General features: G+C 60.0%; 22 protein-coding genes and 1 tRNA gene. 8 read left to right on the forward strand and 15 right to left on the reverse strand.

Annotated features, from left to right (window positions below; translation table 11 throughout):
• Window positions 1-61: 61 nt before the first annotated feature.
• From FHT92_RS11580 to FHT92_RS11590, 3 genes are all read right to left on the reverse strand, one after another.
• Window positions 62-619, reverse strand: a complete 558-nt coding sequence (locus FHT92_RS11580) for a DUF924 family protein (RefSeq protein ID WP_183740437.1) — start codon at window positions 617-619, stop codon at window positions 62-64.
• 18 nt (window positions 620-637) lie between these two features.
• Window positions 638-1693 (reverse strand): sensor histidine kinase, encoded by a 1056-nt coding sequence (locus FHT92_RS11585; RefSeq protein ID WP_183825067.1) that lies wholly within the window; start codon window positions 1691-1693, stop codon window positions 638-640.
• Window positions 1694-1964: 271 nt separating this feature from the next.
• Window positions 1965-3410 carry an MFS transporter gene (locus FHT92_RS11590; protein ID WP_183825070.1) on the reverse strand — a complete coding sequence of 482 codons (1446 nt, stop codon included), beginning with the start codon at window positions 3408-3410 and terminating at the stop codon, window positions 1965-1967.
• 356 nt (window positions 3411-3766) lie between these two features.
• Here FHT92_RS11590 and FHT92_RS11595 point away from each other — a divergent pair, with 356 nt between their 5' ends.
• Window positions 3767-4456, forward strand: coding sequence for an isoprenylcysteine carboxylmethyltransferase family protein (locus tag FHT92_RS11595; RefSeq protein ID WP_183825073.1), 690 nt, complete (start codon window positions 3767-3769; stop codon window positions 4454-4456).
• Between the two features lie 13 nt (window positions 4457-4469).
• On the opposite strand, the gene FHT92_RS11600 is transcribed toward FHT92_RS11595, so the two are convergent.
• The 8 genes from FHT92_RS11600 to FHT92_RS11635 form a co-directional block, all read right to left on the reverse strand.
• Window positions 4470-5126: a class I SAM-dependent methyltransferase gene (locus FHT92_RS11600; RefSeq protein WP_183825076.1), complete on the reverse strand. Its 657-nt coding sequence runs from the start codon at window positions 5124-5126 to the stop codon at window positions 4470-4472.
• A gap of 225 nt (window positions 5127-5351) precedes the next feature.
• Window positions 5352-5427: transfer RNA gene (locus FHT92_RS11605), tRNA-Lys, on the reverse strand.
• Between the two features lie 127 nt (window positions 5428-5554).
• Entirely contained in the window at window positions 5555-6466 is a 912-nt protein-coding gene (locus FHT92_RS11610; protein ID WP_183825079.1) for a PhzF family phenazine biosynthesis protein, read from the reverse strand.
• A gap of 63 nt (window positions 6467-6529) precedes the next feature.
• Complete coding sequence (locus FHT92_RS11615) at window positions 6530-7276, reverse strand: NUDIX hydrolase (protein WP_183825082.1); 747 nt, start codon at window positions 7274-7276, stop codon at window positions 6530-6532.
• Window positions 7273-8382, reverse strand: coding sequence for an endonuclease/exonuclease/phosphatase family protein (locus FHT92_RS11620; protein WP_183825085.1), 1110 nt, complete (start codon window positions 8380-8382; stop codon window positions 7273-7275). The genes FHT92_RS11615 and FHT92_RS11620 overlap by 4 nt, the downstream gene beginning before the upstream one ends.
• A 128-nt stretch (window positions 8383-8510) precedes the next feature.
• On the reverse strand, window positions 8511-9530 hold the full coding sequence (locus FHT92_RS11625) for an ABC transporter ATP-binding protein (RefSeq protein ID WP_183825088.1): 1020 nt from the start codon (window positions 9528-9530) through the stop codon (window positions 8511-8513).
• Window positions 9518-11212 (reverse strand): ABC transporter permease, encoded by a 1695-nt coding sequence (locus FHT92_RS11630; protein ID WP_183825090.1) that lies wholly within the window; start codon window positions 11210-11212, stop codon window positions 9518-9520. The genes FHT92_RS11625 and FHT92_RS11630 overlap by 13 nt, the downstream gene beginning before the upstream one ends.
• Window positions 11213-11219: 7 nt before the next feature.
• On the reverse strand, window positions 11220-12197 hold the full coding sequence (locus FHT92_RS11635) for an ABC transporter substrate-binding protein (RefSeq protein WP_183825093.1): 978 nt from the start codon (window positions 12195-12197) through the stop codon (window positions 11220-11222).
• A 227-nt stretch (window positions 12198-12424) separates the two neighbouring features.
• Here FHT92_RS11635 and FHT92_RS11640 point away from each other — a divergent pair, with 227 nt between their 5' ends.
• The 3 genes from FHT92_RS11640 to FHT92_RS11650 all read left to right on the forward strand — a co-directional run bounded on the left by FHT92_RS11640 (window position 12425) and on the right by FHT92_RS11650 (window position 15078).
• On the forward strand, window positions 12425-13483 hold the full coding sequence (locus tag FHT92_RS11640; protein WP_183825096.1) for an aldo/keto reductase: 1059 nt from the start codon (window positions 12425-12427) through the stop codon (window positions 13481-13483).
• A gap of 91 nt (window positions 13484-13574) precedes the next feature.
• Window positions 13575-14618, forward strand: a complete 1044-nt coding sequence (locus FHT92_RS11645) for a DUF2278 family protein (protein ID WP_183825098.1) — start codon at window positions 13575-13577, stop codon at window positions 14616-14618.
• A 208-nt stretch (window positions 14619-14826) separates the two neighbouring features.
• Window positions 14827-15078, forward strand: a complete 252-nt coding sequence (locus tag FHT92_RS11650) for a hypothetical protein (RefSeq protein WP_183825101.1) — start codon at window positions 14827-14829, stop codon at window positions 15076-15078.
• Between the two features lie 483 nt (window positions 15079-15561).
• On the opposite strand, the gene FHT92_RS11655 is transcribed toward FHT92_RS11650, so the two are convergent.
• A complete protein-coding gene (locus FHT92_RS11655) occupies window positions 15562-16779 on the reverse strand; it encodes a PLP-dependent aminotransferase family protein (protein WP_183825103.1) in 1218 nt (405 codons plus the stop codon).
• A 311-nt stretch (window positions 16780-17090) separates the two neighbouring features.
• Here FHT92_RS11655 and FHT92_RS11660 point away from each other — a divergent pair, with 311 nt between their 5' ends.
• The 4 genes from FHT92_RS11660 (at window position 17091) to FHT92_RS11675 (ending at window position 19526) form a co-directional block, all read left to right on the forward strand.
• The gene (locus tag FHT92_RS11660; RefSeq protein WP_183825105.1) at window positions 17091-18188 is read left to right on the forward strand and encodes a branched-chain amino acid aminotransferase; all 1098 of its coding nucleotides are present in this window, start codon (window positions 17091-17093) and stop codon (window positions 18186-18188) included.
• Between the two features lie 179 nt (window positions 18189-18367).
• Window positions 18368-18577: an AbrB/MazE/SpoVT family DNA-binding domain-containing protein gene (locus FHT92_RS11665; RefSeq protein WP_183740467.1), complete on the forward strand. Its 210-nt coding sequence runs from the start codon at window positions 18368-18370 to the stop codon at window positions 18575-18577.
• Window positions 18577-18954, forward strand: a complete 378-nt coding sequence (locus FHT92_RS11670; RefSeq protein ID WP_183825108.1) for a type II toxin-antitoxin system VapC family toxin — start codon at window positions 18577-18579, stop codon at window positions 18952-18954. The genes FHT92_RS11665 and FHT92_RS11670 overlap by 1 nt, the downstream gene beginning before the upstream one ends.
• Window positions 18951-19526 (forward strand): class I SAM-dependent methyltransferase, encoded by a 576-nt coding sequence (locus FHT92_RS11675; RefSeq protein WP_183825111.1) that lies wholly within the window; start codon window positions 18951-18953, stop codon window positions 19524-19526. The genes FHT92_RS11670 and FHT92_RS11675 overlap by 4 nt, the downstream gene beginning before the upstream one ends.
• Before the next feature lie 39 nt (window positions 19527-19565).
• On the opposite strand, the gene FHT92_RS11680 is transcribed toward FHT92_RS11675, so the two are convergent.
• The 3 genes from FHT92_RS11680 to FHT92_RS11690 form a co-directional block, all read right to left on the reverse strand.
• Window positions 19566-20330 carry a hypothetical protein gene (locus FHT92_RS11680; protein ID WP_183825113.1) on the reverse strand — a complete coding sequence of 255 codons (765 nt, stop codon included), beginning with the start codon at window positions 20328-20330 and terminating at the stop codon, window positions 19566-19568.
• Window positions 20331-20428: 98 nt separating this feature from the next.
• Window positions 20429-21448, reverse strand: coding sequence for a ketol-acid reductoisomerase (gene ilvC / locus FHT92_RS11685; protein WP_183825116.1), 1020 nt, complete (start codon window positions 21446-21448; stop codon window positions 20429-20431).
• 47 nt (window positions 21449-21495) lie between these two features.
• Window positions 21496-22146 (reverse strand): TetR/AcrR family transcriptional regulator C-terminal domain-containing protein, encoded by a 651-nt coding sequence (locus tag FHT92_RS11690; RefSeq protein WP_183825119.1) that lies wholly within the window; start codon window positions 22144-22146, stop codon window positions 21496-21498.
• Window positions 22147-22306: the final 160 nt, after the last annotated feature.

Genomic DNA, 22306 nt, shown 5'->3' on the forward strand with positions numbered 1-22306 from the left:
GTGTTGACTGCTTCTTATAGGAAAGAAAGGCGACAGAAAGGCGGAATTTTCAGGTAACAGTTCAGAAACCGGAGCCTGGAAGCGCCAGATACGCCAGTTCGGCGTCGCTCGACTGCCGCCCGACAATGGCGTTGCGGTGCGGAAAACGCCCATAGGTCGCGATCACATCGCGGTGCCGAACCGCATAGTCACGGAACTCCTCGTCGCCGAGCGCGGTAAAAAGCACCACCGAGCGATCCTGCTCGACGAGATCTTCCGCATGCTCGAACGGCATGTAAAAGAACGCCCGCCGGATGCTCTCGACGGCCTGGTCGGCGCCGGCGGCGAGCGCCATCTTCGCCTCGCGCAGGGCCAATCCGTCGGTCGAAAAGGCAAGCGGTGTCCCCCGATAAATGTTGCGCGGAAACTGGTCGAGCACGATCACGGCGGCAAGCATATTCTCGGGGCTGGAGCGCCACTCCTCGGTGACGCTGCGGGCAAGCGACAGGTGGGTTGCGCGAAACCGCGCCCGGATTTCCTCGTCCAGTTCGGCGGTCGAATTGAACCATTGCTCGCGGCTGCAGCGGACGAACCAGAAATCATAGACTTCGCCGGGTGCGCAGATGATATCCGTGTTCATGATCCCTCCCCGGCCGCCTCAGTTGACGGCAAAAGCGAGTATGGCCCGCGTGCCGCTGTGCTGCCGGTCGTAGACGAGCTCGGCTTTCAGACTGCCGGCCATGGCGTTCAATATCTTCGTGCCGAGACCCGTTCCCTTCGCCGGACCCGAGGGATCAAAACCCTGGCCGGCATCTTCCACGGCGACCCTCAGCCGGTCGGTGTCCTGCTCGACGATAACATTGATTTCGCCGGGGCTGCCGTCCTGATAGGCATATTTGAAGGCGTTGGTGACGAGTTCGCTGACGATCAGGCCGAGCGTGATCACCTTGTCGGTCGCCAGATTGACCGGCTGGGAAGTCAGCACCACGCGATGCGGCCGTTTCTCGTCGCGCATCGAGGCTTCGAGCTCGGTCAGAAGGCTGCTCAGATACTCATCCACCTGCACCGTGCCGACCTGTCGGTTGGTGTAGAGGCGACGGTGGACGCTGGCGATCGCATTGATGCGCATCTGCGTTTCCTGCAGCGCATCGATCGCCACCTGATCGCTGGTCATGGAGGATTGCATGCGGATCAGCGCACCGACGAGGCCGAGGCTGTTGGCGATGCGGTGATTGACTTCGGCAAGCAGCATTTCCGCATGATCGCGTTGCTGGCGGATCACCTCCTGTGCCTGCGCCGTATCGCGGCGGAAGCGCGCCCGCTCCAGCCCCTGTTCGAGGGCAGCGGCCAGAAGATCGAAATAATCGGGCGAAACGCCCTTTAGAACATAATCGTCTGCGCCAGCCTTCAGGGCTGCGACCGCAATGCTCGTATCGCCGGAACCGGTGGCGTAGATAACGGGCGGATGATCGGGAATCGCCACGATGCGCGGCAGGATATCGAGCCCGGTTTCGGCCTTCAGGAAATGATCCAGAACAACGGCATCGATACCGCCCTCGGCAAGCAGCGCAAGGCCGGTCGCTCCGTCACTTGCCCATTCGAGCGTAAAACCGCGACGGCCTAGGTTCTTCTGCATCAGCAGCGCAAGTTCTTCGTCGTCATCGATATAGAGGATACGGATTGCTTCACCCGTATCGCCGCTGGACTCGCTCATTCCGCCTCCGGGCATTTTCCCGCAGCAATACCGGCTGTGAGGCGGCCGAGTCTTTCTGCACGAGACTGTGGTATTGCATCGGCAGGCGTGCGTAAACAGCACCTGTCCTTTGGTATGATGTGACGCCTGATGCCAGGCGGATCGAAGGAGAATGCCATCGAGAATGTCGACCTCTGCCGGCTGCGGCCGGAAGCCCCTCTAAAAATTGCGAACACAGATACTGAAAACCAGCCGCTTAACGCAGGGGAAGGCAAATAGTTCCGACGATAATTCAGCTTTTTTGAAAGCGGCGGTGGTGGGAAACTTCAGCACCCGCATCGGCTGAAAGCCGCAGGAAGCGCAGGCAGGACAAAAATCCGATCATGCCGACCACGAAGAAAGCCCAGCGGAAGTCACCAAGAACAGGGTCCGCAGCCCCCCGAAAGCCCGCGGAAATGTTGAGCACGGCGGCCGCAACAGCAACACCAAGCAGCATGGAAATCTGCTGCAGCATGCTCGACAGCGTCGAGGCCGAACTTCTCTGCGCCGGGCCGATATCGGCAAAGGACAGCGTGTTGAGGGCCGTAAATTCCATCGAGCGGGAAAGCCCGGCAATGAGGAGCAGCGCCGAGATGACGACCTCGGGGGTATCAGGTGTCAGGAAGCCGCAGGCGACGATCGAGCCGGCAGCGATGACGCCGTTGAAGAAGAGCACGTTGCGGAAGCCGAAGAACCGCAGCAGCGGCGTCGTCACCACCTTCATGCCGAGATTGCCGAGGAAATAAATCAGGAGATAGGTGCCGGCGGCAATCGAGCTCAGGCCGAAGCCGAGCTGAAAGAGCAGCGGCAGCAGGAAGGGCGTCGCATTGATCGCCACACGGCAGGCCGTGCCCGCCGAAAGGGTCGTCATCGAGAAGGTCTGCACCTTGAAGGCGGAAAGATCGAGCAGCGGATTTGTAGCCCGCAGGAAGTGCCGCGTCGCCATGACCGAAAGCACGATGCCAGCCGCAAGCAGCACAACGAGGGATACAAAGCCGCTCTTTGCTTTGACTGACAGTTCAAGTGCCGCAAGCAGCAGGGTCAGCCCCGCCGCACTGAGGAAAAAACCCTTGATATCGAGCGGCCCGACCCTTTCCTCGCGCTGCTCCGGCACGAAGCGCAGCACCAGCCCGATGCCGATCAGGCCGATCGGGATATTGATCAGAAAGTTCCAGTGCCAGCTGGCAAAGGTAGTGATGAAGCTGCCAAGCACCGGGCCCACCACGGGTGCGGTCAGCGCCGGCCAGGTAATCAGCGCAATCGCCCGCACCAGTTCGGACTTGCGGGCGTTCTTGAGCACGATGATGCGCCCGACCGGCGTCATCAGCGCGCTGCCCGCACCCTGTACCGCACGGGCAATGACGAATTCGGTGAGGCTTCCCGACAGGCCGCAGAACAGCGATGCCACAGTGAAGACCGCAATCGACACGAGAAAGACGCGCCGCGCCCCAAACCGGTCGCCGAGCCAGCCGGAAAGCGGAATGAAGGCCGACATCGTCAGCATATAGACGGTGATGCCGATGCTCATGGCGACCGGCTGCACACCGAAGCTCGTCGCCATCTGCGGCAGCGAGGTGGTCACGATCGTCCCATCGAGGATCTGCATGAAGAAGGAAACGGCAACGACGAGCGCTACGATCTTCGCCTGGCGGAAACTTGCCGCCGCATCTGTGTTCTCACGCGTCTGAACTGCAGTCATCGATCTGCCAATGCGAATTTCGGGTGCGCGGGAAAAGACGGAAGACCGACAGCCATGTCGCGCGGAGGAATATCCAGCCTGGATACGCTCCTTATCCCCGATCGGAAAGGTCAGATGCCGCCAAGGCCGAAATTTCTGTCACATGTTCCGCAACAATCGATGTCAGCGGCCAACAGCCGTCTCGATTCCCCGCAAGGAAGCATGACCAATCGCCTGAAGGCACACAAGGCAGAGCACCCTGCCCGAAGATCGAAACCTGTGCCGATGATGATGGTTTGATATCATGTGTCTGCTTTGCAGATTCTAAAGGCAAAGCCGCAGAGTGGATTGCGGGAGCACGCCCACGGGGAGACGTCATGGAAAATGGAGCACCCGATCTCGGCCGCAGGGCCGTTGAAGCCAACGCCAAGTTTCTGGTGGCCCTCGCCGTCATGGTTTTCCTGACGGCGGGCACACTCGCCTATTGGCAGGGCTGGCTGTTCCTTGCCAATTTCGCCGCCTGGTCGGCCGGCTCATCGGCCTATTTCTATTATCGAGACCCGGCACTTCTGGAAAAGCGCATGCGCGCCGGCCCGGCCGCAGAAACGGAACCGGTTCAAAAGCGCATCCAGCTCTTCACCGGCGCTGTGATGATCGCCCTGATCGTGGTTTCAGCACTCGATTACCGCTTCGGCTGGTCGACCGTTCCAGTATGGGCAATCATTTTCGGCAATCTGCTGATCTCGACAGGATTCCTGTTCGTCGTCTTCGTCCTCAGGGAAAATACCTTCGCCTCGGCCACCATCCAGGTGTCCGAGGACCAGAAAGTCATCTCCACAGGCCCCTACGCCCTCGTGCGGCACCCCATGTATGCCGCCGTCCTGCCGCTGGCATCAGGCATCCCGCTTGCCCTCAATTCTTGGTGGGGCCTCGTTATCGTGCCGCTGATTTTCATCGGCCTGATCCTGCGCCTGCTCTACGAGGAGCACCATCTGCGCCAGGACCTACCCGGCTACGAGGATTACTGCCGCAACGTGCAATACCGGCTGTTTCCCGGCATTTGGTGAATCGGCTTGAGATTCAAACCGGCTCGTACCGGCTCACCTCCAGCCCCGATCCGATCGGCAGCAGCACACTTGTGATCCCCGGCTTAGCGCGGATGGCCCCCGCATAGACCTTCACGTCTTCAGTCACAGGATAAATCATGTTGTCGGCAACGATGATCGCGCCCGCATTGAGCTTCGGATAGAAGGCCTCGAGGCATGGCAGGTAAAGATCCTTCCAGAGATCGACGAGCACGAAATCCACTTTGCCCCGCAATTCGCGGATCATCGCGACCGCGTCGCCCACCCGGAAATCGATATGTTCGGCAAGACCGGCCTTCTCGGCCATCGTCTGTGCATGGGCGGATTTATAGCCATGCACTTCCATGGTGATCAGCCGCCCGCCGGTCGCACGTGCAGCTTCAGCGAGCCAGATGCCGGAATAGCCGAAGGAGGTGCCAAGCTCGAGAATGGTCGGCGCCGTCAGACTTCTGACAAGAATATTGAGAAACCGCCCCGTCTCCGGGCCAACCGCCCGCATCCGCTGATCCTGCCCGCCATCGCGGCCTCCCGGCGCCTCCTGGCGTGGTGCTCCGCGCTCCTCCTCGATCCGCTGGTGATAGGCACCGAGCACGGTGAGCACCTTCTGATCCAGCCGATATTCGCCGATATTGTTCTGTTTGTCATCGCTCATTGCCATTCCTCCAGGGATAGGCTTGCGACGGTAGATGCCGCAGCAAGGACTTCGCTCCAGCGAGTTAAATACCGGGGGCGTCTTCGGGCAAGTGCAGAATGTTTGGAAGGTGGAAAGCGCTGATTCCCGCAAATGGAGGCGGCGGAATCAAAAAAGCAGAAAAAGCCAGCAAGCCTCTGATATCAAAGGCCTTACTCTGGATTTCGTTCTCTTCAAAGGAGAATTTGGTGGGTGATGTAGGGCTCGAACCTACGACCCGCTGATTAAGAGTCAGCTGCTCTACCAACTGAGCTAATCACCCGTACCGTGCTTGGCTGCGCGGCGTGACGGGGCATATAAATAGGATCGTCCGGCTTGTCTAGCGCCCTGCCGAAAATTCTTTGGTTAATTGCCAAGTTTTTTTGTCAGGTGCTGGAAATCCAATGAAATCAAAGGTCGAGCGTGCCGGCTGCAATCCGCACCGCCTGACCGCCGATCCGGGCATTCGAGATGGCTCCGCCTTCGATATCCATATGCAGGTGGATGAAGGACGGGCGGCCCATTTCCACGCCCTGCTCGATAAGGATCGGGTAGTGCCCGTCCGTCAGCCGGTCGAAATGGTTGATCGCGCCCGAGAGGGCGGCGGCTGCCGAGCCGGTGGCCGGGTCCTCGGAAGTGCCGATGCCGCTTGCAAACATGCGGGCATGGAACTTGGCGACATGGTTTACGCCGCCGCGACAGTAGATATAGGCCGAAGCGAGCGCGCCATCCACGAAGGGCACCGTCTTTTCCCAGAGCTGCGGGTCGAACTCCAGACGCTCCGCCGCGCCGACGTCGTGGACCGGCACCATCAGGAAGGGAACGCCGGCGCTCCAGATCGACGGCACGTGATTCTCGAAGCCGATCTCTGTGGTCTTCAGCGATAGCGCGTCGGCAATGCCGAGCTTGTCGAGCGGCAGCGATATCTGTTGGGATTTGCGTGGCAGGTCGAATTCGGCAAAGCTCGCCTCGCCTTCGCGCAGCCGGACGGCACAACGCACCGGCCCGACATTTTCTTCGAGGACAGAAACGAGGTCGAGCCTTGCAGACCCATGCGCCTTCTCCGCCAGCGCAATCGCCGTACCGACCGTCGGATGGCCTGCAAAGGGGAGTTCACGGCCGGGTGTGAAGATGCGGATACGCGCGGTATAGGCGGGGTTGGCAGCAGGCTGCACGAAAACCGTCTCGGAGAGGTTGGTTTCGCGGGCAATCGCCTGCATCGCCTCGTCATCGAGCCCATCGCCGTCAAAGATCACGGCCAGCGGATTGCCGGCAAGCTTGGTGTCGGTGAACACGTCATAGATGCTGTAGCTCAACGCCACATCGGCCTCCCTGAATCGGTCATCGAGCCGCCAACCTGCCCGACAGAAAAGCCAAGTGCAAGCTTACCTGCTAAAATACCAGTCGATGATAGCCAGCATGGCGACGTTATAAGGCTGCGCGGCCGGATCGGCAGAGCGAATGGCAACCGCCCCGGCAATTTCCTTGTCGTCGGCCACCAGCATGTGGGCGCCGATGAAATCGACCATTTCATCGGCCGTCATATCGAAGCGGAACAACTTGAAGAGCGACACCGAACCTCGCACGTGACCGGCATGCAGCCCCTCGCCCGCAATTGCGTCAGCAAGATCCAGCCCCGTTTCCTCCATCACCTCGCGACGCATGTTGCTGTCGATATCGCAGCGCCCGCCCACCACATCTTCCGGCTCGAGCGAACCGGCTGCGAAATAGACCTGACCGGGATTGGCCGTATGCGCCCCCATCCGAATCGCGACCAGCGCACCATCCGAGGATTCCAGCACCGGATAGGCAAAGAGATGAATGGCGCCCTTCCGCTCCGGCTGCCTGCGCCACCACATGAAAGCCGAGAAGGGAACGATATAGGCTTCGCCTGCAATCCCCGCCTCTGAGAGCTTCAGCCGGTGCTGCAGCACCATGCGACCATCGAAAAGCGCAGGGTTGGCGGCAATTTCGCGCTCCCAGTTCTCGCGGATCACCGATCGGTTGGCGACAAGGAAGGGATGATCGCCGTCCAGCACGCGCAAGTCGGTTCCTGCAACCGAAAATACCGTCCGCTCCGGGGGAAAAGCTGAAAGATCTTCTGAAAATTCCGTTGAAAAGCTCGCGGTCATAAAAGATCCAAGGTCATGACGACTGGGCAGTGGTCGGATGCCTTCGGCCTGTCCCAGCCGGTGCGCGGGTAACGCTCCACCTCTTGCCCCGGCGGGAAGACGGTGCGGTAGGGCTGTCCGTGGCGGATGATTTCGGGGATGCGCTTGGCATTGGCGGCAGCAAGTGCGGGTGACAGCCAGAGATAGTCGAGCTGGCAGAGCCACTGCTCCTCCGGCCCGCGCGCATGATAGAGCGTCCAGCGGTCGAGCGGCTCGCGGCGGCGCACGACATTTTCGGCAAATCCGTCCTGGCTGAAGACATCGAGCGCGCTCTCTGCTTCGTCCTGATGCACGAACCGGTAGCCGGTGCCGCGACGGCCGATAACATCGACCCGCTCCTGATAGTCGTTCATGTCGCCGCAGATGACGAAGTTCTTTTTCGCCGTATGCCCGGTGCCGAATCGGTTTTCGATGATGCGGCGAACGGCGCGCGCCTCCGCCCGGCGGATCGGCAGGGTCGATTGCCGTCCGTCCAGGCCGTCGCGCGGGTTGCCCATCGACTTGAAATGCACGACGTAGAGCGTCAGCGGCACCCCGCCGACCCTCAAATCCAGTTCCAGGCAGTCGCGCTTGAAGATCTTGTCGTCGAGCCGGTTGGTCTTGCCGATCTCCTCGTCGAAGAGAGCGAAATCGCGATAGGTCACCATCGCATGGCTCTTGATGTCCTTCAGTTCGATCTTTTGGCCGTCGCGCGTTTCCTCGCGCATCAACACGGCGACATCGATGCCGCGGCTGTCATTGCCTTCGACCAGGTATTTCTGCCGGTAGCCGTTGCCGACCATGCGGTAGAGATAGCCGTATTCGAAGGCCTGAAGGGCGGCCATACTGTCGATTTCCTGCAGGCAGAGAATATCGGCATCCGCATCTGCAATGGCGAGCGCTGTCATCTGTCTGGTATCATCGGTCGAGGCGATCACCCGTGCCTGCTCGAGCTGCTGGTAGACGCCCTCGTTATTGACCTCGAAGAGCTTGATGACGCGGTCCTGCCGAAGCTGGTTGCGATAGCCCGTGAAATCGAAACGGGTCAGCAGGTTCTCGACATTGAAAGTGGCAAGGCGAAGCGACATCAGGCATTCCCGGTTGGATCGACGCCAATTACTAGAGCAATTCCAGCAAAAGTGTGCAGCGGTTTTGCGTCCGGAATCGCTTGAAAACAGTTAAAGTCGAATAGGCGCTTCGAAAAGCCGTTTGTCCGTCAGAGCCGCCAGCCGGCGCGTATGACGACATGCACTGCCTCATTAGGGACAACAGCCACGCGGCTGTAGGCGCGCAACGCCTGGCCGTTGCCGAGCATTAACTTCACGGCATGACGCTCACCCTCGAAGAGCACGGATTCGACGGTTGCCGGCGCGCCCTCGCCGCCGATGATCACATCTTCCGGCCGCACCAGAATATCGGCGCCGTCGATATTGGCGGCATGTAGCGCGCCCTCCAGCTCGTCCCATTCAAGCTGGCGCTCACTCCCCATGACAGGCAGCGTGACGATCGCGCCGCGGCCGATCAGCCCGCCGACCATGCGTCCTTCCGGCCGCGCATAGATCTCCGCGGGCGGTGCCACCTGCAGCAGCCGTCCTTCGGACATGACGGCGATGTCGGTCGCCAGTGCCATCGCCTCGCTCTGGTCATGCGTCACATAGATCATCGTGGCGCCCGAGCGCTGGTGGAACTCACGGAACGTCTCTTCCATCTCCTGCTTCAGATGCCGGTCGAGGTTGGCGAGCGGCTCGTCGAGCAGCACGACGTCGGGCGATGTCACCAGGCAGCGGGCCAGCGCCACGCGCTGCCGCTGGCCGCCCGAAAGATCGGCCGGCCGCCGCTCGGCATAATCGACGAGGCGCACGGTCGATAGCGCCTCGCGTACTTTCGCCTTGTAGGTCTCACCGGAGATGCCGCGTACCTTCAGCGGATATCCGACATTATCGGCGACACTCATATGTGGCCAGAGCGCGTATGACTGGAAGACCATCGCCATATTGCGCTTTTCCGGCGGCAGTGATTGCGAGGCGTCGGCGAGGAGCCGCTCGCCGAGGTGGATGGAACCGTCGCTCGGCGTCTCGAAGCCGGCAATCATCCGCAGCACCGTGGTCTTGCCGCAGCCGGAGGGGCCGAGCAGAGCCAGAAAACCGCCCTCGCGAACATCCAGCGAAAAGCCGCTGACGGCTGCCCTGCCGGTGCCGAAATCCTTGGCCACCTGATTGAGGATCAGCTTCGCCACGGCACCACTCCCTTGGGCAGATGTTTCGCCAGAAGCTCCAGAAGCAGCATCATGGCGACGACCATGAAGACGACGAGCACGGAGAGAGCCGAAGCAAGATCCGAACTGCCGCTGTCATCGAGATTGTAGATGGCAACGCCGAGCGTCTGCGTGCCCGCCGACCAGAGCAGCGCCGAAATCGTCAACTCGTTGCAGGCAATCAGGAAGACGAGGATGACCGAGGCACCGGCCGCCGGCGCAATCAGCGGCACGATGATATCTTTCAGCCGCCGGAGGAAGCCGGCGCCGGACAGCCTTGCTGCCTCCTCCAGCGCCGGGTCGAGCTGGTGAAAGGCACTGACCACGGGCTTTAGGCTGACGGCGAAGAAGGAGGAGAAATAAGCGATGAGAATGATCCAAACCGTGCCATAGAGCGTCACGTTCAGCACCGGAATCGGTGCGGCGAAGACGAGAATGAAGCACACCGCCATGACGATCCCCGGCAGCGAATAGGGAATTTCGGCAAGGCTGGAGACAATGCGGGACAGCGTATCCTTCCGCCGCGTCAGCGCATAAGCCGCAAGCACTGTCACGAAGAGCAGGCCGACCGCCGCTCCGCTTGCGAGCGACAGCGAATTGACGAAGGCCGTGCGTGTCACCGCCTGCCGGAAGAGGATTTCCTCGAAGGCATGGAACGTCATCGTCTTGAAGGTGAGTGGCACGCCATAGGCCGGCACCAGAGCCCCCGCGACCAGCGCGAAGAAGGGCGCGGCCAGCATGAAGAACAGCACGATCCAGAGCAGCGGTGCGAACACGAGCTTCCATGTGCCAAGCTCGAAGGCGGCCGTGGCACCCGAAAGCCCGATGACGCGATAGTCGCGCCCGCGCAGCGCCCGGTCCTGGATCGCCAGACCCGCGACCGAAATCAGCGCGATGATGGCCGACAGCAGCGCCACATCGCCGAAAGTGCGGCCGGTAAAGGCGGTGAATTTCGAGAAGATCAGCGTCGGCAGCGTGAAGATCGAGGCCGGAATGCCGAGAATGGCCGGAATGCCGAAATTGCCGGTGCAGGAGACAAAGGAGATCGCCGCTCCTGCAATGACGCCCGGCAGCGACAGCGGCAGGATGATGTCCCGGAAGACCCGCAGGCTCGATGCGCCTGACAGCCTCGCCGCCTCAACCCCGTCGCGCGGAAGGGTCATCAGCCCTGCCCTCAGCGCCAGATAGACGAGCGGCGCATGCTGCACACCATAGAGCAGCGCAATGCCGCCGACTGAATAGAGCGGCTGCGGCGATCCCATCGGCGGGGCGATATGCAGCGCCTTCAGAAGCGGGCTGGACGGCCCCGACATCTGCACCCAGGCAAGGGCGGTGACTTGCGGCGGGATCATCATCGGCAGCACGAAGAAGAAACTGAGAGGCCCCTTGGCCGGAATATCCGTCAGTGTCAGCAGATAGGCGAAGGCGCAGCCGATGACGAGCGAGATGAGCGTGCCGAGAACGGCCGTGACAATGGTGTAATAGACCGCCGACCAGACCATCGGGTCCGACAGAACCACCATGACGCCGCCGTTGGCAAAGGCGGAAATGCCGACGATCGCGAGTCGCGCCAGGGGCAGCACGCTGAGGAAGAGAACCACCGAAATAATAAAAGGAAACAGCCAGACGGGCTGGCTGCTCCCTGCACGTACATAACCCTGCATGGATCTATTATTTCGAACCGAAGAGATCCGTAAAGGTCTTCAGGTCCTTGTCGGTATTCTTCAGCGCTTCGGCGGCCTTGATGGGCAGAACCTTGATCGTATCGCGTGCCGGGAAGCCTGCGGGCAGCTTCATGCCGTTACGAGCCGGGATATAGCCGAGCTTCAGGAAGCCTTCCTGGCCCTTTTCGGAGAGAACGTAATCGACGAACTTCTTGGCAGCATCGGCATTCTTGGTGCTGGCGAGAATGCCGACCGGCTCGGTTACGGCAGATACGCCTTCGCTCGGGAAGACGAACTCGACCGGAGCGCCCTTCGCCTTTTCGCGGATCGGCAGGTAATCGACGACCATGCCGTAAGCCTTTTCGCCCGAGGCGACGGACTTCAGCACGACGCCATTGCCGCCGGAGGCGACTGCCCCATTATCGGCGAGCGACTTGTAGAAATCCCAGCCGAGACCTGGAACGGCAGCCAGCGTCTGTGCGTGGATCAGCGCAGCACCTGAAGCGAGCGGGCTCGGCATGGTGACGAGGCCCTTGGCTTCCGGCTTGGCAAGATCCTTCCAGCTCGTCGGCTTCATGGCAGCCGACGTGTTGTACATGATGCCGGTGGTGATCAGCTTGGTGGAATAGTAATAGCCGTCGGCGTCGTAGAGCGCGGCGTCGTACTGGGGTGCTTCCGGCGACTTGTAGGCGAGCAGCTTGCCGTCTTCCTTCAGGCGCTCGAGCGTCACGACATCGGCGATCAGGAGAACGTCGGCAACCGGGTTGCCGGCCTGGATTTCAGCCTGCAGCTTCGCCATGATCTTCGGCGTGCCGTCGCGTACCCAGTCGATCTTGATATCGGGGTTCGCAGCCATGAAGCCGTCGACGGTCGCCTGCGCATCTTCGTTCGGCTGGCTGGTGTAGAGAACGAGATTGGCAGCAGAAGCCGGGATAGCGAAAAGGCCCGCGGCCAGAAGTGCGGCGACAGAAACAAGAGCTTTCATGGAAGGTATCCTCGATGGTGATGCCCCTCCTTATTGGGGGTCTTTTACAGCGATGTGACAGGGCGTCTCAATACCGGCATGGCTCCTTTGCCGAAATTGGTCGGCTGATTATCCTCGCGCGGTAGCGAACGAAGGCGTAAATTCACGCAGGCGTGAACGTTCTGCCGTTTGACGGCGAGATTTACTGCGGTACGTCAATCATGCCATTTTCAGGAGGAGGAATTTCAATGGAATATCGTTTGCTCGGCCGTTCCGGCCTTAAAGTTTCCACCGTGACCATGGGCACGATGACCTTCGGCGGCGTCGGCTGGGCAAAGATGGTCGGCGATCTCGGCGTCCAGGAGGCCCGCCGCATGGTCGATATCTGCCTCGATGCCGGCGTCAACCTGATCGATACGGCCAACGTCTATTCTTCCGGCGAATCCGAGCACATCATCGGCGAAGTGCTCGGCGGCAAGCGCCCTGATGGAGTGCTGCTCGCCACCAAGGCCCGCTTCGGCATGGGCGACGGCCCGAACGACAGCGGCCTGTCGCGCTACCACCTGATCCGCGAATGCGAGGCGAGCCTCAAGCGCATGAAGACCGACGTTATCGACCTCTATCAGGTCCATGAATGGGATGGCCAGACGCCGCTCGAAGAGACGATGGAAGCGCTTGATACGCTGATCAGGCAGGGCAAGGTGCGTTATATCGGCTGCTCGAACTATTCCGGCTGGCACATCATGAAGGCGCTCGGCGTTGCCAATGAACACAAGTACCAGCGCTTCGTCAGCCAACAGATCCACTACACGCTGGAAGCCCGCGACGCCGAATACGAACTGCTGCCGATCTCGATCGATCAGGGCCTCGGCGTGCTCGTCTGGAGCCCGCTCGCCGGCGGCCTGCTCTCGGGCAAACATCGCCGCAATGCGGCTGCTCCCGAAGGCACCCGCCAGTTCGCCGGCTGGACCGAACCGCCGATCCGCGACGAAAACCGCCTCTGGAACATCGTCGAGACGCTCGTGGCGATCGGTCAGGAACGCGGTGTTTCGGCTGCCCAGGTGGCACTCGCCTGGCTAATCGGCCGCAAGGCGGTCACCTCCGTCATCATCGGTGGCCGTACCGAGGCCCAATTCAAGGACAACCTCGCCGCCGCAGACCTGAAGCTCTCAAATGAGGAGCGCAAGCGCCTCGACGACGTCAGCGTGCCGCCGGTCATCTACCCCTACTGGCATCAGCTGAATACGGCAAACGACAGGCTCAGCGAAGCCGACATGGAACTCTTCGCCCCGCATGTGAAGAAGTAAGATTCCAAAGCGTTGCATGGCGGAAAATCAGCGTCACAAAAGATGCATTTCCGCCATGCTATCGTGAACCCTGCCCACCACGAGGTTCGCCATGCTCCGGAATTACAAGGTGCTGAAGGGTACGGCTTCGGCGCTCGCCCTTGACGACGACAACGATCCGCATATCGAAATCCGCATCGAGGCCGATGGCGTCAGCTACCGCATCGCCATGAACGTGCGCTCGAAGGAATCGCCGCACGACTTGCTTTACGCCAATGTCATGAATTTCCAACATGCGGAGCTGACGGCTGAACTTGCCGCCCTGCCGATGGGCCTGACGGATATCCGCGGCGAGCGAAAGGACCTGGCGATCGACTACGTCCGCGGCGGCATGATCGAGCGCGAGGACATGGATGTCGCCCCCTTCCAGGTCGACGGACCGAAGAACGACCTGCGCGATTTCATTGAACCGATCGTGCAGGAAGGCATCGCCGACAAGTCGATCCACTTCTATGCCTTTGGCGAAGCCTGGGGACCGGAGAAGAACAAGCCGGACGAATATTTCGGTTTCGAGCCGGGCAACGGCATCCACGATATCCACATGAACCAGGGTGACAGCGGCAGCTTCAGCGCGACCAGCGGCCCCAATCAGGACGGCGCGCTGCTGATCCACTTTTCGGACGAAGACCATTGGGCAGCGATCTTCCTCGGCTTTCAGTCACAAAACTGGAATACCGACGCCAACACCGGCCATCCGGTCGGCGACAACAGAGGCGGCCAGGGCCGCGGCGAAGGCACCCGCCGCCCGCAGCCGATCGTCGCCTCGTCACTGCGCATCGTCGCCGCCATGATCAATCCGGTGAACCGCCCTGACGGCACCGAGGACGAGACGGTGACACTCATCAATCGCTCGGATGTGGCAATGTCGATCGAAGGCTGGTCGCTGGAAGACGGCGAAGGCCGGCGGCAGAAATTGACGGGCTCGCTCGCCTCGGGCGAATTCCGCACCATCACGCTCGATCCCGAGAATGGCGGCCCGCAGCTTGCCAACAAGGGCGGCGATATCATCCTCATCGATGCCGATGGGGCAATTGCTGATCGGGTCGGTTACGGCAAGAGCGAAACCGCCAACGAAGGCTGGACGACGATCTTCTGATCGCCGCCCCGCATTTAAAGACCCGCCATCAGGTTGACGCAAGTTTGTCATGCATTTATTGCACTTGCGAAATGAGCTGTCAGAGAACACACTGAAGCGAGCGTGAATTAACTTGACAGTTCGCCCCGGCGAAGCATCTCCTAAAATGGGTGCATTATTTACGGATCGGTAAACGGTTCATGTGATGGTGCTTGGGAGGATTTGGAACATGACGACCAAAGCGAAGCTGATAAATATCTCGATAGTGGAAAATCGCGGTCGAGTTTATGCAAGCAGCGAAGACATGCCGGGTCTTTATGTGAGTGGCTACTCAAAAGAGCAGGTCACTCAGGGTTTGCCCGCTGCCATAAAAGCCCTCTTTGCCGCCGAAGGTATCGACGTCATCGTCCGTGAACTTGAATCTGACGAAGTGCAGATGACGGCCCCGTGGGTCGCCGTGCCTCTGTCGGATGCTGCTTAACAAGTCCTAGGAGGGGGATCGACCCCCTCTTTGTCTGCAAAGTTGCATAGTTCGTCGTAACGATCTTCAAAGCGTATCTTCACCGGATCTGCCACCAGTATCGGCGTCCTGTCGGATCGCTGGCAAAGAATCATATCCTCGCCTGCTTTTTGATTTGTTCTCGTTACATGAAAATGGTTTTTTACTGCAGACCAGTATTCATCTTCGGTCATTCCGGCTGCCTTTTTTAGAATGCTGCAGCTCAGTGAAAAATACGGTCCTTGGGAGTAAACCGCAGGGCACTAAGCTTCAGCAATTCAACTACACACGCCCGGCCCACCACCTCGTCAGGCAGAATCTCACAATCGAATCAAATTCGAATCAGATTCACCTGACGAATCAATCCAGAATTCTTTTTAGAGTCCAGCCAAAGTTTTAAAACCTCACAGATTATCGGCGCTGCACCGCAGTAAATGCAACGCCGATATCTACGGACGTATTTATTTAATCGATCTCGCTGGCGATGAGCTTGCCGAGACGGCTGATGCCCTCTTCGATCATCTGCTCGTTGGCGCAGGAGAAGCTGACACGGAACGTATTGGCGCCCGAACCATCGGCAAAGAAGGCCTTGCCCGGAACGAAGGCGACCTTGGCGCTTTCGAGAGACTTGGCGAGCAGCTCGGCGCCGTCCATGCCCTTGGGCAATGTGACCCAGATGAACATGCCGCCTTCCGGCTTCGTCCAGCTCGTGCCTGCAGGCATATACTTTTCAAGGGCGGCCAGCATGCAGTTGCGGCGATGGCTGTAGGCCGCCCTGATCTTGGCGACCTGCGCATCGAAACCGCGCTCGGCAACTTCCGAAATCGCCATCTGGTTGATGCTCGAAGAATGCAGGTCGGCCGCCTGTTTCATCAGCACCAGCTTGCGGATGACGGGCGCATTGGCGACGATGAAGCCGACACGAAGGCCCGGTGCAAGCGTCTTGGAGAAGCTGCCGCAATAGATGGTGCGCGTATCGTTGATATGGCCCTTCCGCGCAATTTCCAGCGCCAGGATCGGCGGGATTGGATCCCCATCATACCGCAGCGACTGATAGGCGGCATCTTCGATGACGGCGATGTCGAGCTCTTCGGCAAGATCGAGAACTTTCTCGCGGCCATCGCGGTCGACGGTCTCGCCGGTCGGGTTGGAAAAATCGGCCGAGAGATAGGCGAATTTCACCTTGCCGCCCTTCTGCGTCGCAGCTTCGCGATAGGAATCCGGCGTGCGGTTGCCGCCCGGCGTCAGTTGATCGTAGGAGGGCTCATAGGCATTGAAGGCCTGCAGCGCGCCGAGATAGGTCGGCCAGGTGACGAGCGCCGTATCGTTTGGCGAAAGAAACAGCTTGCCGAGATAATCGAGGCCCTGCTGCGAACCGGAAACGATGAAGACATTGTCGAGCCCGCAGGGAATGCCGAGACCCGCCATCTGTTTGACCAGCCATTCGCGCAGCGGCTTGTAGCCTTCGGAAACGGAATATTGCAGCGCTGAATTAACGGCCGCGCTGTCAAAAATATCCGCGTAGGCCTGCTTGAATTCCTTGTCTGGAAACAGCGAGGGGTCGGGAATGCCACCGGCAAAGGAGATAATATCCGGCCGGTCGAGAAGTTTCAGAAGCTCGCGGATTTCCGAAGCGCGCATCCTCGTGGAGCGCGTCGCAAACATATTGTCCCAGTTCAGCATGGGGTTTCCTCATATTTTTATAATATCAGCAGCTCACCATGCAGTGGAATTTATGTCAATAATGCTGACCTATTTTCTTGTCACTGTGACAAGTTTGGAGATGTTCCATTCCAAGCCTTCGTACCGATTGGGCTGCCATTCGAGATTCCACGCAATCGAATCGAATGGCCCGCCTCGTGCGTGAACCTTCGCCCCATGACGCGATTATTCCTTTGATCAAAAGCAGAAACCGGCCGATTCAGACCTTTCCAAAACCGGCCCGGCGGCATTAGTGTGCCGGCCATTATTCAATGGACTATCAAGGTGCCAGCATGACCGCGACGTCGACCTCTCCTGAAATCACAATCGAATTCCACAAATCTCCCGTCTCCGACGCCGATCGCATCAAGGCACTGGAAACACCCGGCTTCGGCAAGATCTTCACGGATCACATGGTCCTGGCACGCTGGACCGCCGACAAGGGCTGGCACGATGCGAAGGTGACGCCGCGCCGCCCGCTGGAACTCGATCCTGCCAGTGCCGTGTTGCACTACGCCCAGGAAATCTTCGAAGGCATGAAAGCCTACAAGGCGGACGATGGCCGAATCCTGCTCTTCCGGCCGGAGGAGAACGCCCGCCGTTTCGCGCAGTCGGCCGCCCGCATGGCGATGCCGGCCGTGCCGGAAGAACTCTTCCTGAAAGCGGTCGAGGAACTCGTCCGCGTCGACAAGAACTGGATCCCCTCCGGCGACGCCAGCCTCTACCTTCGCCCCTTCATGTTCGCCAACGAAGCCTTCCTCGGCGTTCGCCCGGCCCAGGAATATATCTTCTGCATCATCGCCTCCCCTGTTGGAGCCTATTTCAAGGGCGGCGCGAAGGCCGTCTCGCTCTGGGTCGAAACCACCTATACCCGCGCAGCAGCCGGCGGCACGGGTGCTGCAAAATGCGGCGGCAATTATGCGGCCAGCCTCGTGGCGCAAGCAGAAGCTGCGAAGAAGGAATGCGATCAGGTCGTCTTCCTTGACGCCGCAGAGCATCGCTGGGTTGAAGAACTCGGCGGCATGAACGTCTTCTTCGTGATGAATGACGGATCGGTCGTCACCCCGCCGCTCGGCGGCACGATCCTGCCTGGTATCACCCGCGCCTCGGTCATCGTACTCGCCAAGGAAAAGGGCCTGCGCGTCGAAGAACGCCCCTACTCCTTCGAGGAATGGCAGGCGGATGCGGCGAGCGGCAAGCTTGTCGAAGCCTTCGCCTGCGGCACCGCCGCGGTGCTCGCCGGCATCGGCCTCGTTCGCCACGCCGGCGGCGAGTTCAAGGTCGGCGACGGCCAGACCGGCAAGCTCACCACAGACCTGCGCCAGCAGCTCGTCAGCCTGCAGAAGGGCGTCACCAACGACGAGCGCGGCTGGACGCGCCGCGTTCTGTGATCTGAACTCCGAGTGTCGGGACCGCCTTGGCAGTCCTGACAGGCAGGTTTTACACAGGGCAAAGCGACAAATTCGAAACCGGGCATCACGCCCGGTTTTTTTGTATCTGAATACGGTTCGTCATTGACTGCCGCCAGTTGAATTCTTACCTTTTGCAGATCGATAGAGGAAAGGTAAGAATGGCAACCGCGACCCTCTCCGCAAAGTTCCAGATCTCCATTCCCAAGGAAGTGCGCGAACAGCAGCACTGGTCCGCAGGTCAGGAGTTCATCTTCATCCCGAAGGGCAAAGGCGTCCTTCTCATCCCTGTCCCTGAACTCGCCGATCTCAGGGGCATGGCCAAAGGTGCGGACCCCAGCAATTACCGCGACAGGAAAGACCGCCTCTGATGCGCGTCGTCGACAGTTCGGCTTGGATCGAATGGCTGACCCAAGGTCCTGCCGCAGATCGCCTGCAAGGCGAAATGCCTGCGCGGACAGAATGCATCGTCCCCACCATCGTCCAGCTCGAGCTCGCCAAATGGCTCGAGCGCGAACGTGGTGAGGATGCCGCCGATTCCTTCTTCGCCTATACCGGCACCTGCATCATAGCACCCCTCGACACGGCACTAGCCCGCCGCGCCGCGGAAGTCTCGGCGAAGCGGAAGCTCGCCCTTGCCGATGCCATAATCTACGCCACCGCCGAACTGCACGATGCCGACGTTCTAACCCTCGACGCCCATTTCAAGGACTTGGACCGCGTCGTTTATATCGAGAAGAAGTCATGACAACCTCTTTCTACGACAACAACGCCGAGACCTACGCGACGCGAGATCGCAAGCCGCCGACGGCCAGACTCGATGCCTTCCTTGCCGCCCTCCCCGAACAGGCACGTATCCTCGAACTCGGCTGCGGCGGTGGACAGGACTGCGCCTACATGCTGTCCAAGGGCTTCGACGTCACGCCGACGGATGGCTCGGCTGCGCTTGCCAGGCGGGCCGAGAAGCTGATCGGCAGGCCGGTGAAAGTCATGCGCTTCGAAGAGCTGTCAACCAGAGAGGAATTCGACGGCGTCTGGGCGGAGGCGAGCCTCCTGCATGCGCCTCGCGCCGATCTCCCGGACATCCTCACTCTCATCCGCAACGCTTTGAAACACGGCGGCGTCTTCCATGCAAGCTTCAAGGCCGGCACGGCAGAAGGCCAAGATGATTTCGGACGCTATTACAACTACCCTTCAAGGGAATGGCTGCAGGAATTGCTTGTTGCCGGCGGCTGGAAGGATGTCTCGATCAGAGAAGCCGATGGCGGTGGTTACGACGGCAAGCCGACCCGCTGGCTGCATCTTGCCGCCCGTAAATAACAAGGCCCGAGCTTGCAACCGGTCTCTCACCGGACGGTGCTATTCTCCACACGCTGCAATTCGCGAAGGCAATCGCCGTAGTTCCGTAATCTCATCAAGCAGACGGTCGATCTGCCACTGCTGCGCTGATGGTATTGCATCCACAAAACCAATCACTGCATCTTCGACAGTGCCGCCGGTCAACCAATCAAGTACGAGGCCGCGCTTTTCGACTGCGATATCCTCCCAGAAGCCGTTGCCTCGGTAGAGACTCTTCAGGTCGGCGCCTGCGAGCTGCAGAAAAGCATTGGGCGTCGGTTGCCGTATCCATAGACCCAGACAAGATTCAAACTGAAGATCGAGCCTTGCCATCGCCAGTATCCAATCCCAGGCGGACGGATCGGAATCGGGATCCAGCAATCTCTTGAAGGCCCAAGCTGCATAGAAAACATTGGCGACCGCTGTCTGCTCGACGACAGGCCACCGCTTCCAATCGCAGAAAGCGAGCTTCGAAGCGATGGCGGGTGGTTCGAAGCCGTAGGAGGCAGGACGGATGAGCGCCAGATGAAGGATGCGAGGCAGGAAATGCTTGAACTCGCCGGCGGAGCCGATAGTCGTCATCGCACTCGCCGCATAGGGTCCAAGCGCTTCAGCGCTCAGCTCCCGCAGCGGCGCCGATTTCAGGTTTGCGAGAATTCTCTCTGGCTCGCGCAGCGGCGAAGCATCGAGAGAATTCGGAAACGGATAATTCCCGAATGCAGAATAGAGAGATTGAACTCCCTGTTCCAGATCCTGCCTCGCAGACATCATGGTTGCTTCAAACACGTCAGCCTCAAGAACAGCGGATCCCAAACGAATACTTCAATAACAAAAAAGGCCGGAGCTTTCGCCCCGGCCCTTCATAATCACAGTCCAAAAACCGCTTAGTTGACCGACTTGTCGACCAGCTTGTTCTTGCCGATCCAAGGCATCATGGCGCGGAGCTTCGTGCCGACTTCCTCGATCTGGTGGCTGTCGTTCAGGCGGCGAATGCCCTTGAAGCGCGAGCCGCCGGCGCGGTATTCCTGCATCCAGTCGGAGGTGAACTTGCCGGTCTGGATGTCCTTGAGGACGCGCTTCATTTCAGCCTTGGTCTCGGCGGTGATGATGCGCGGACCGGAGACATATTCGCCCCACTCGGCCGTGTTGGAGATCGAGTAGTTCATGTTGGCGATGCCGCCTTCATAGATCAGGTCAACGATCAGCTTCACTTCGTGCAGGCACTCGAAATAGGCCATTTCCGGAGCGTAACCTGCTTCAACAAGCGTTTCGAAACCGGCGCGGATAAGCTCTACGAGACCGCCGCAGAGAACGACCTGTTCGCCGAAGAGGTCGGTTTCGCACTCTTCGCGGAAGTTGGTTTCGATAATGCCCGAACGGCCGCCGCCAACGCCGCAGGCGTAGGAGAGAGCGAGCTCAAGCGCATTGCCGGAAGCGTTCTGGTGAACGGCAACGAGGCAGGGAACGCCGCCGCCCTTCTGGTATTCGCCGCGAACCGTGTGGCCAGGGCCCTTCGGAGCGATCATGACGACGTCGACGGAAGCCTTCGGCTCGATGAGGCCGAAGTGAACGTTGAGGCCGTGTGCGAAGGCAATGGCGGCACCGTCACGGATGTTCGGAGCAATGTCGGCTTTGTAGATGTCGGCCTGCAGTTCGTCCGGGGTAGCCATCATCATCAGGTCGGCCCAGGCGGCAGCTTCAGCAACCGTCATGACCTTGAAGCCATCAGCTTCGGCCTTCTTGACGGTCGGCGAACCGGCCTTGAGCGCGATGGCGACGTTCTGGGCGCCGGAATCCTTGAGGTTCAGCGCATGTGCGCGACCCTGCGAACCATAGCCGATGACGGCGACCTTCTTCGACTTGATGAGGTTGAGATCGGCATCACGATCGTAATAGACGCGCATTGAAATTCCTTCCCTTTTGCTTGTCTTGTTGACTGTCAGTAAAGCGGTCAGCCGAGGATCGGCATCTCCGCCAGAACCTTGTCCGTGCCGTAGAGGCGCAGAAAGGCGGTCACCGCCTTCTCCGCCTGACGCGCAGTATCCTTGAGGCCCGGCTCGCCGAGCAGCATGCGCACATGCAGGTCGGAAACAACAAGGCCGTAAAGCGTATGATAGGCTTCGTCGGCATCATGGAAGCGCAGCAGCCCTGCCCTTTTTCCCGCATCGATCAGCGCCATGGCGCGGCGGTCGATCTGCCGGCGGCCGCGTTCGAGCAAGAGCTTGCCGAGCTTGGAGCCGTCGCGGTGGGACTGGCCGATCGCCAGCCGGTTGAGCGCCAGCGACACGTCGCCGGCCAGAACCTCGAGCAGGTCGCGGGCGAATATGACGAGATGGTCGTGCAGGCTTGTATAGGTCAGCCGCTCGCCGCTGCGCTCGAAGGTACGCACCTTGCTCGCCTGATAGGCGATCATCGCCGAGAGCAGACCGTCGCGGTCGCCAAACCATTTATAGAGGCTTTCCTTGGAGCAGTTGGCGGCGCGCGCCACACCCGATGTCGTCAGCGCCTTCTCGCCGCCATCGACGAGAAGCTGCAGCGCCTGCTCCAGAACGGCGTTCTGGCGTGGCGAAAACTCGCTCGGCTCTGCAACATCGACTGACACGGTCTCAACTCCCCATTTACGTACCGTACGGTACGGTTCGTGGTGTTATGCGCCAGATCGCAGGCTCCCGTCAAGAAGCATCAGCAGATTTTTTCATGTCATATGAAACACCGGAATTCGGCTGTTCGAAGGCGGGCAAATAGGTGAGCATTCGGCACCA

It is taken from the genome of Rhizobium sp. BK377 (assembly GCF_014193935.1).
Taxonomy (GTDB): Bacteria; Pseudomonadota; Alphaproteobacteria; order Rhizobiales; family Rhizobiaceae; genus Rhizobium.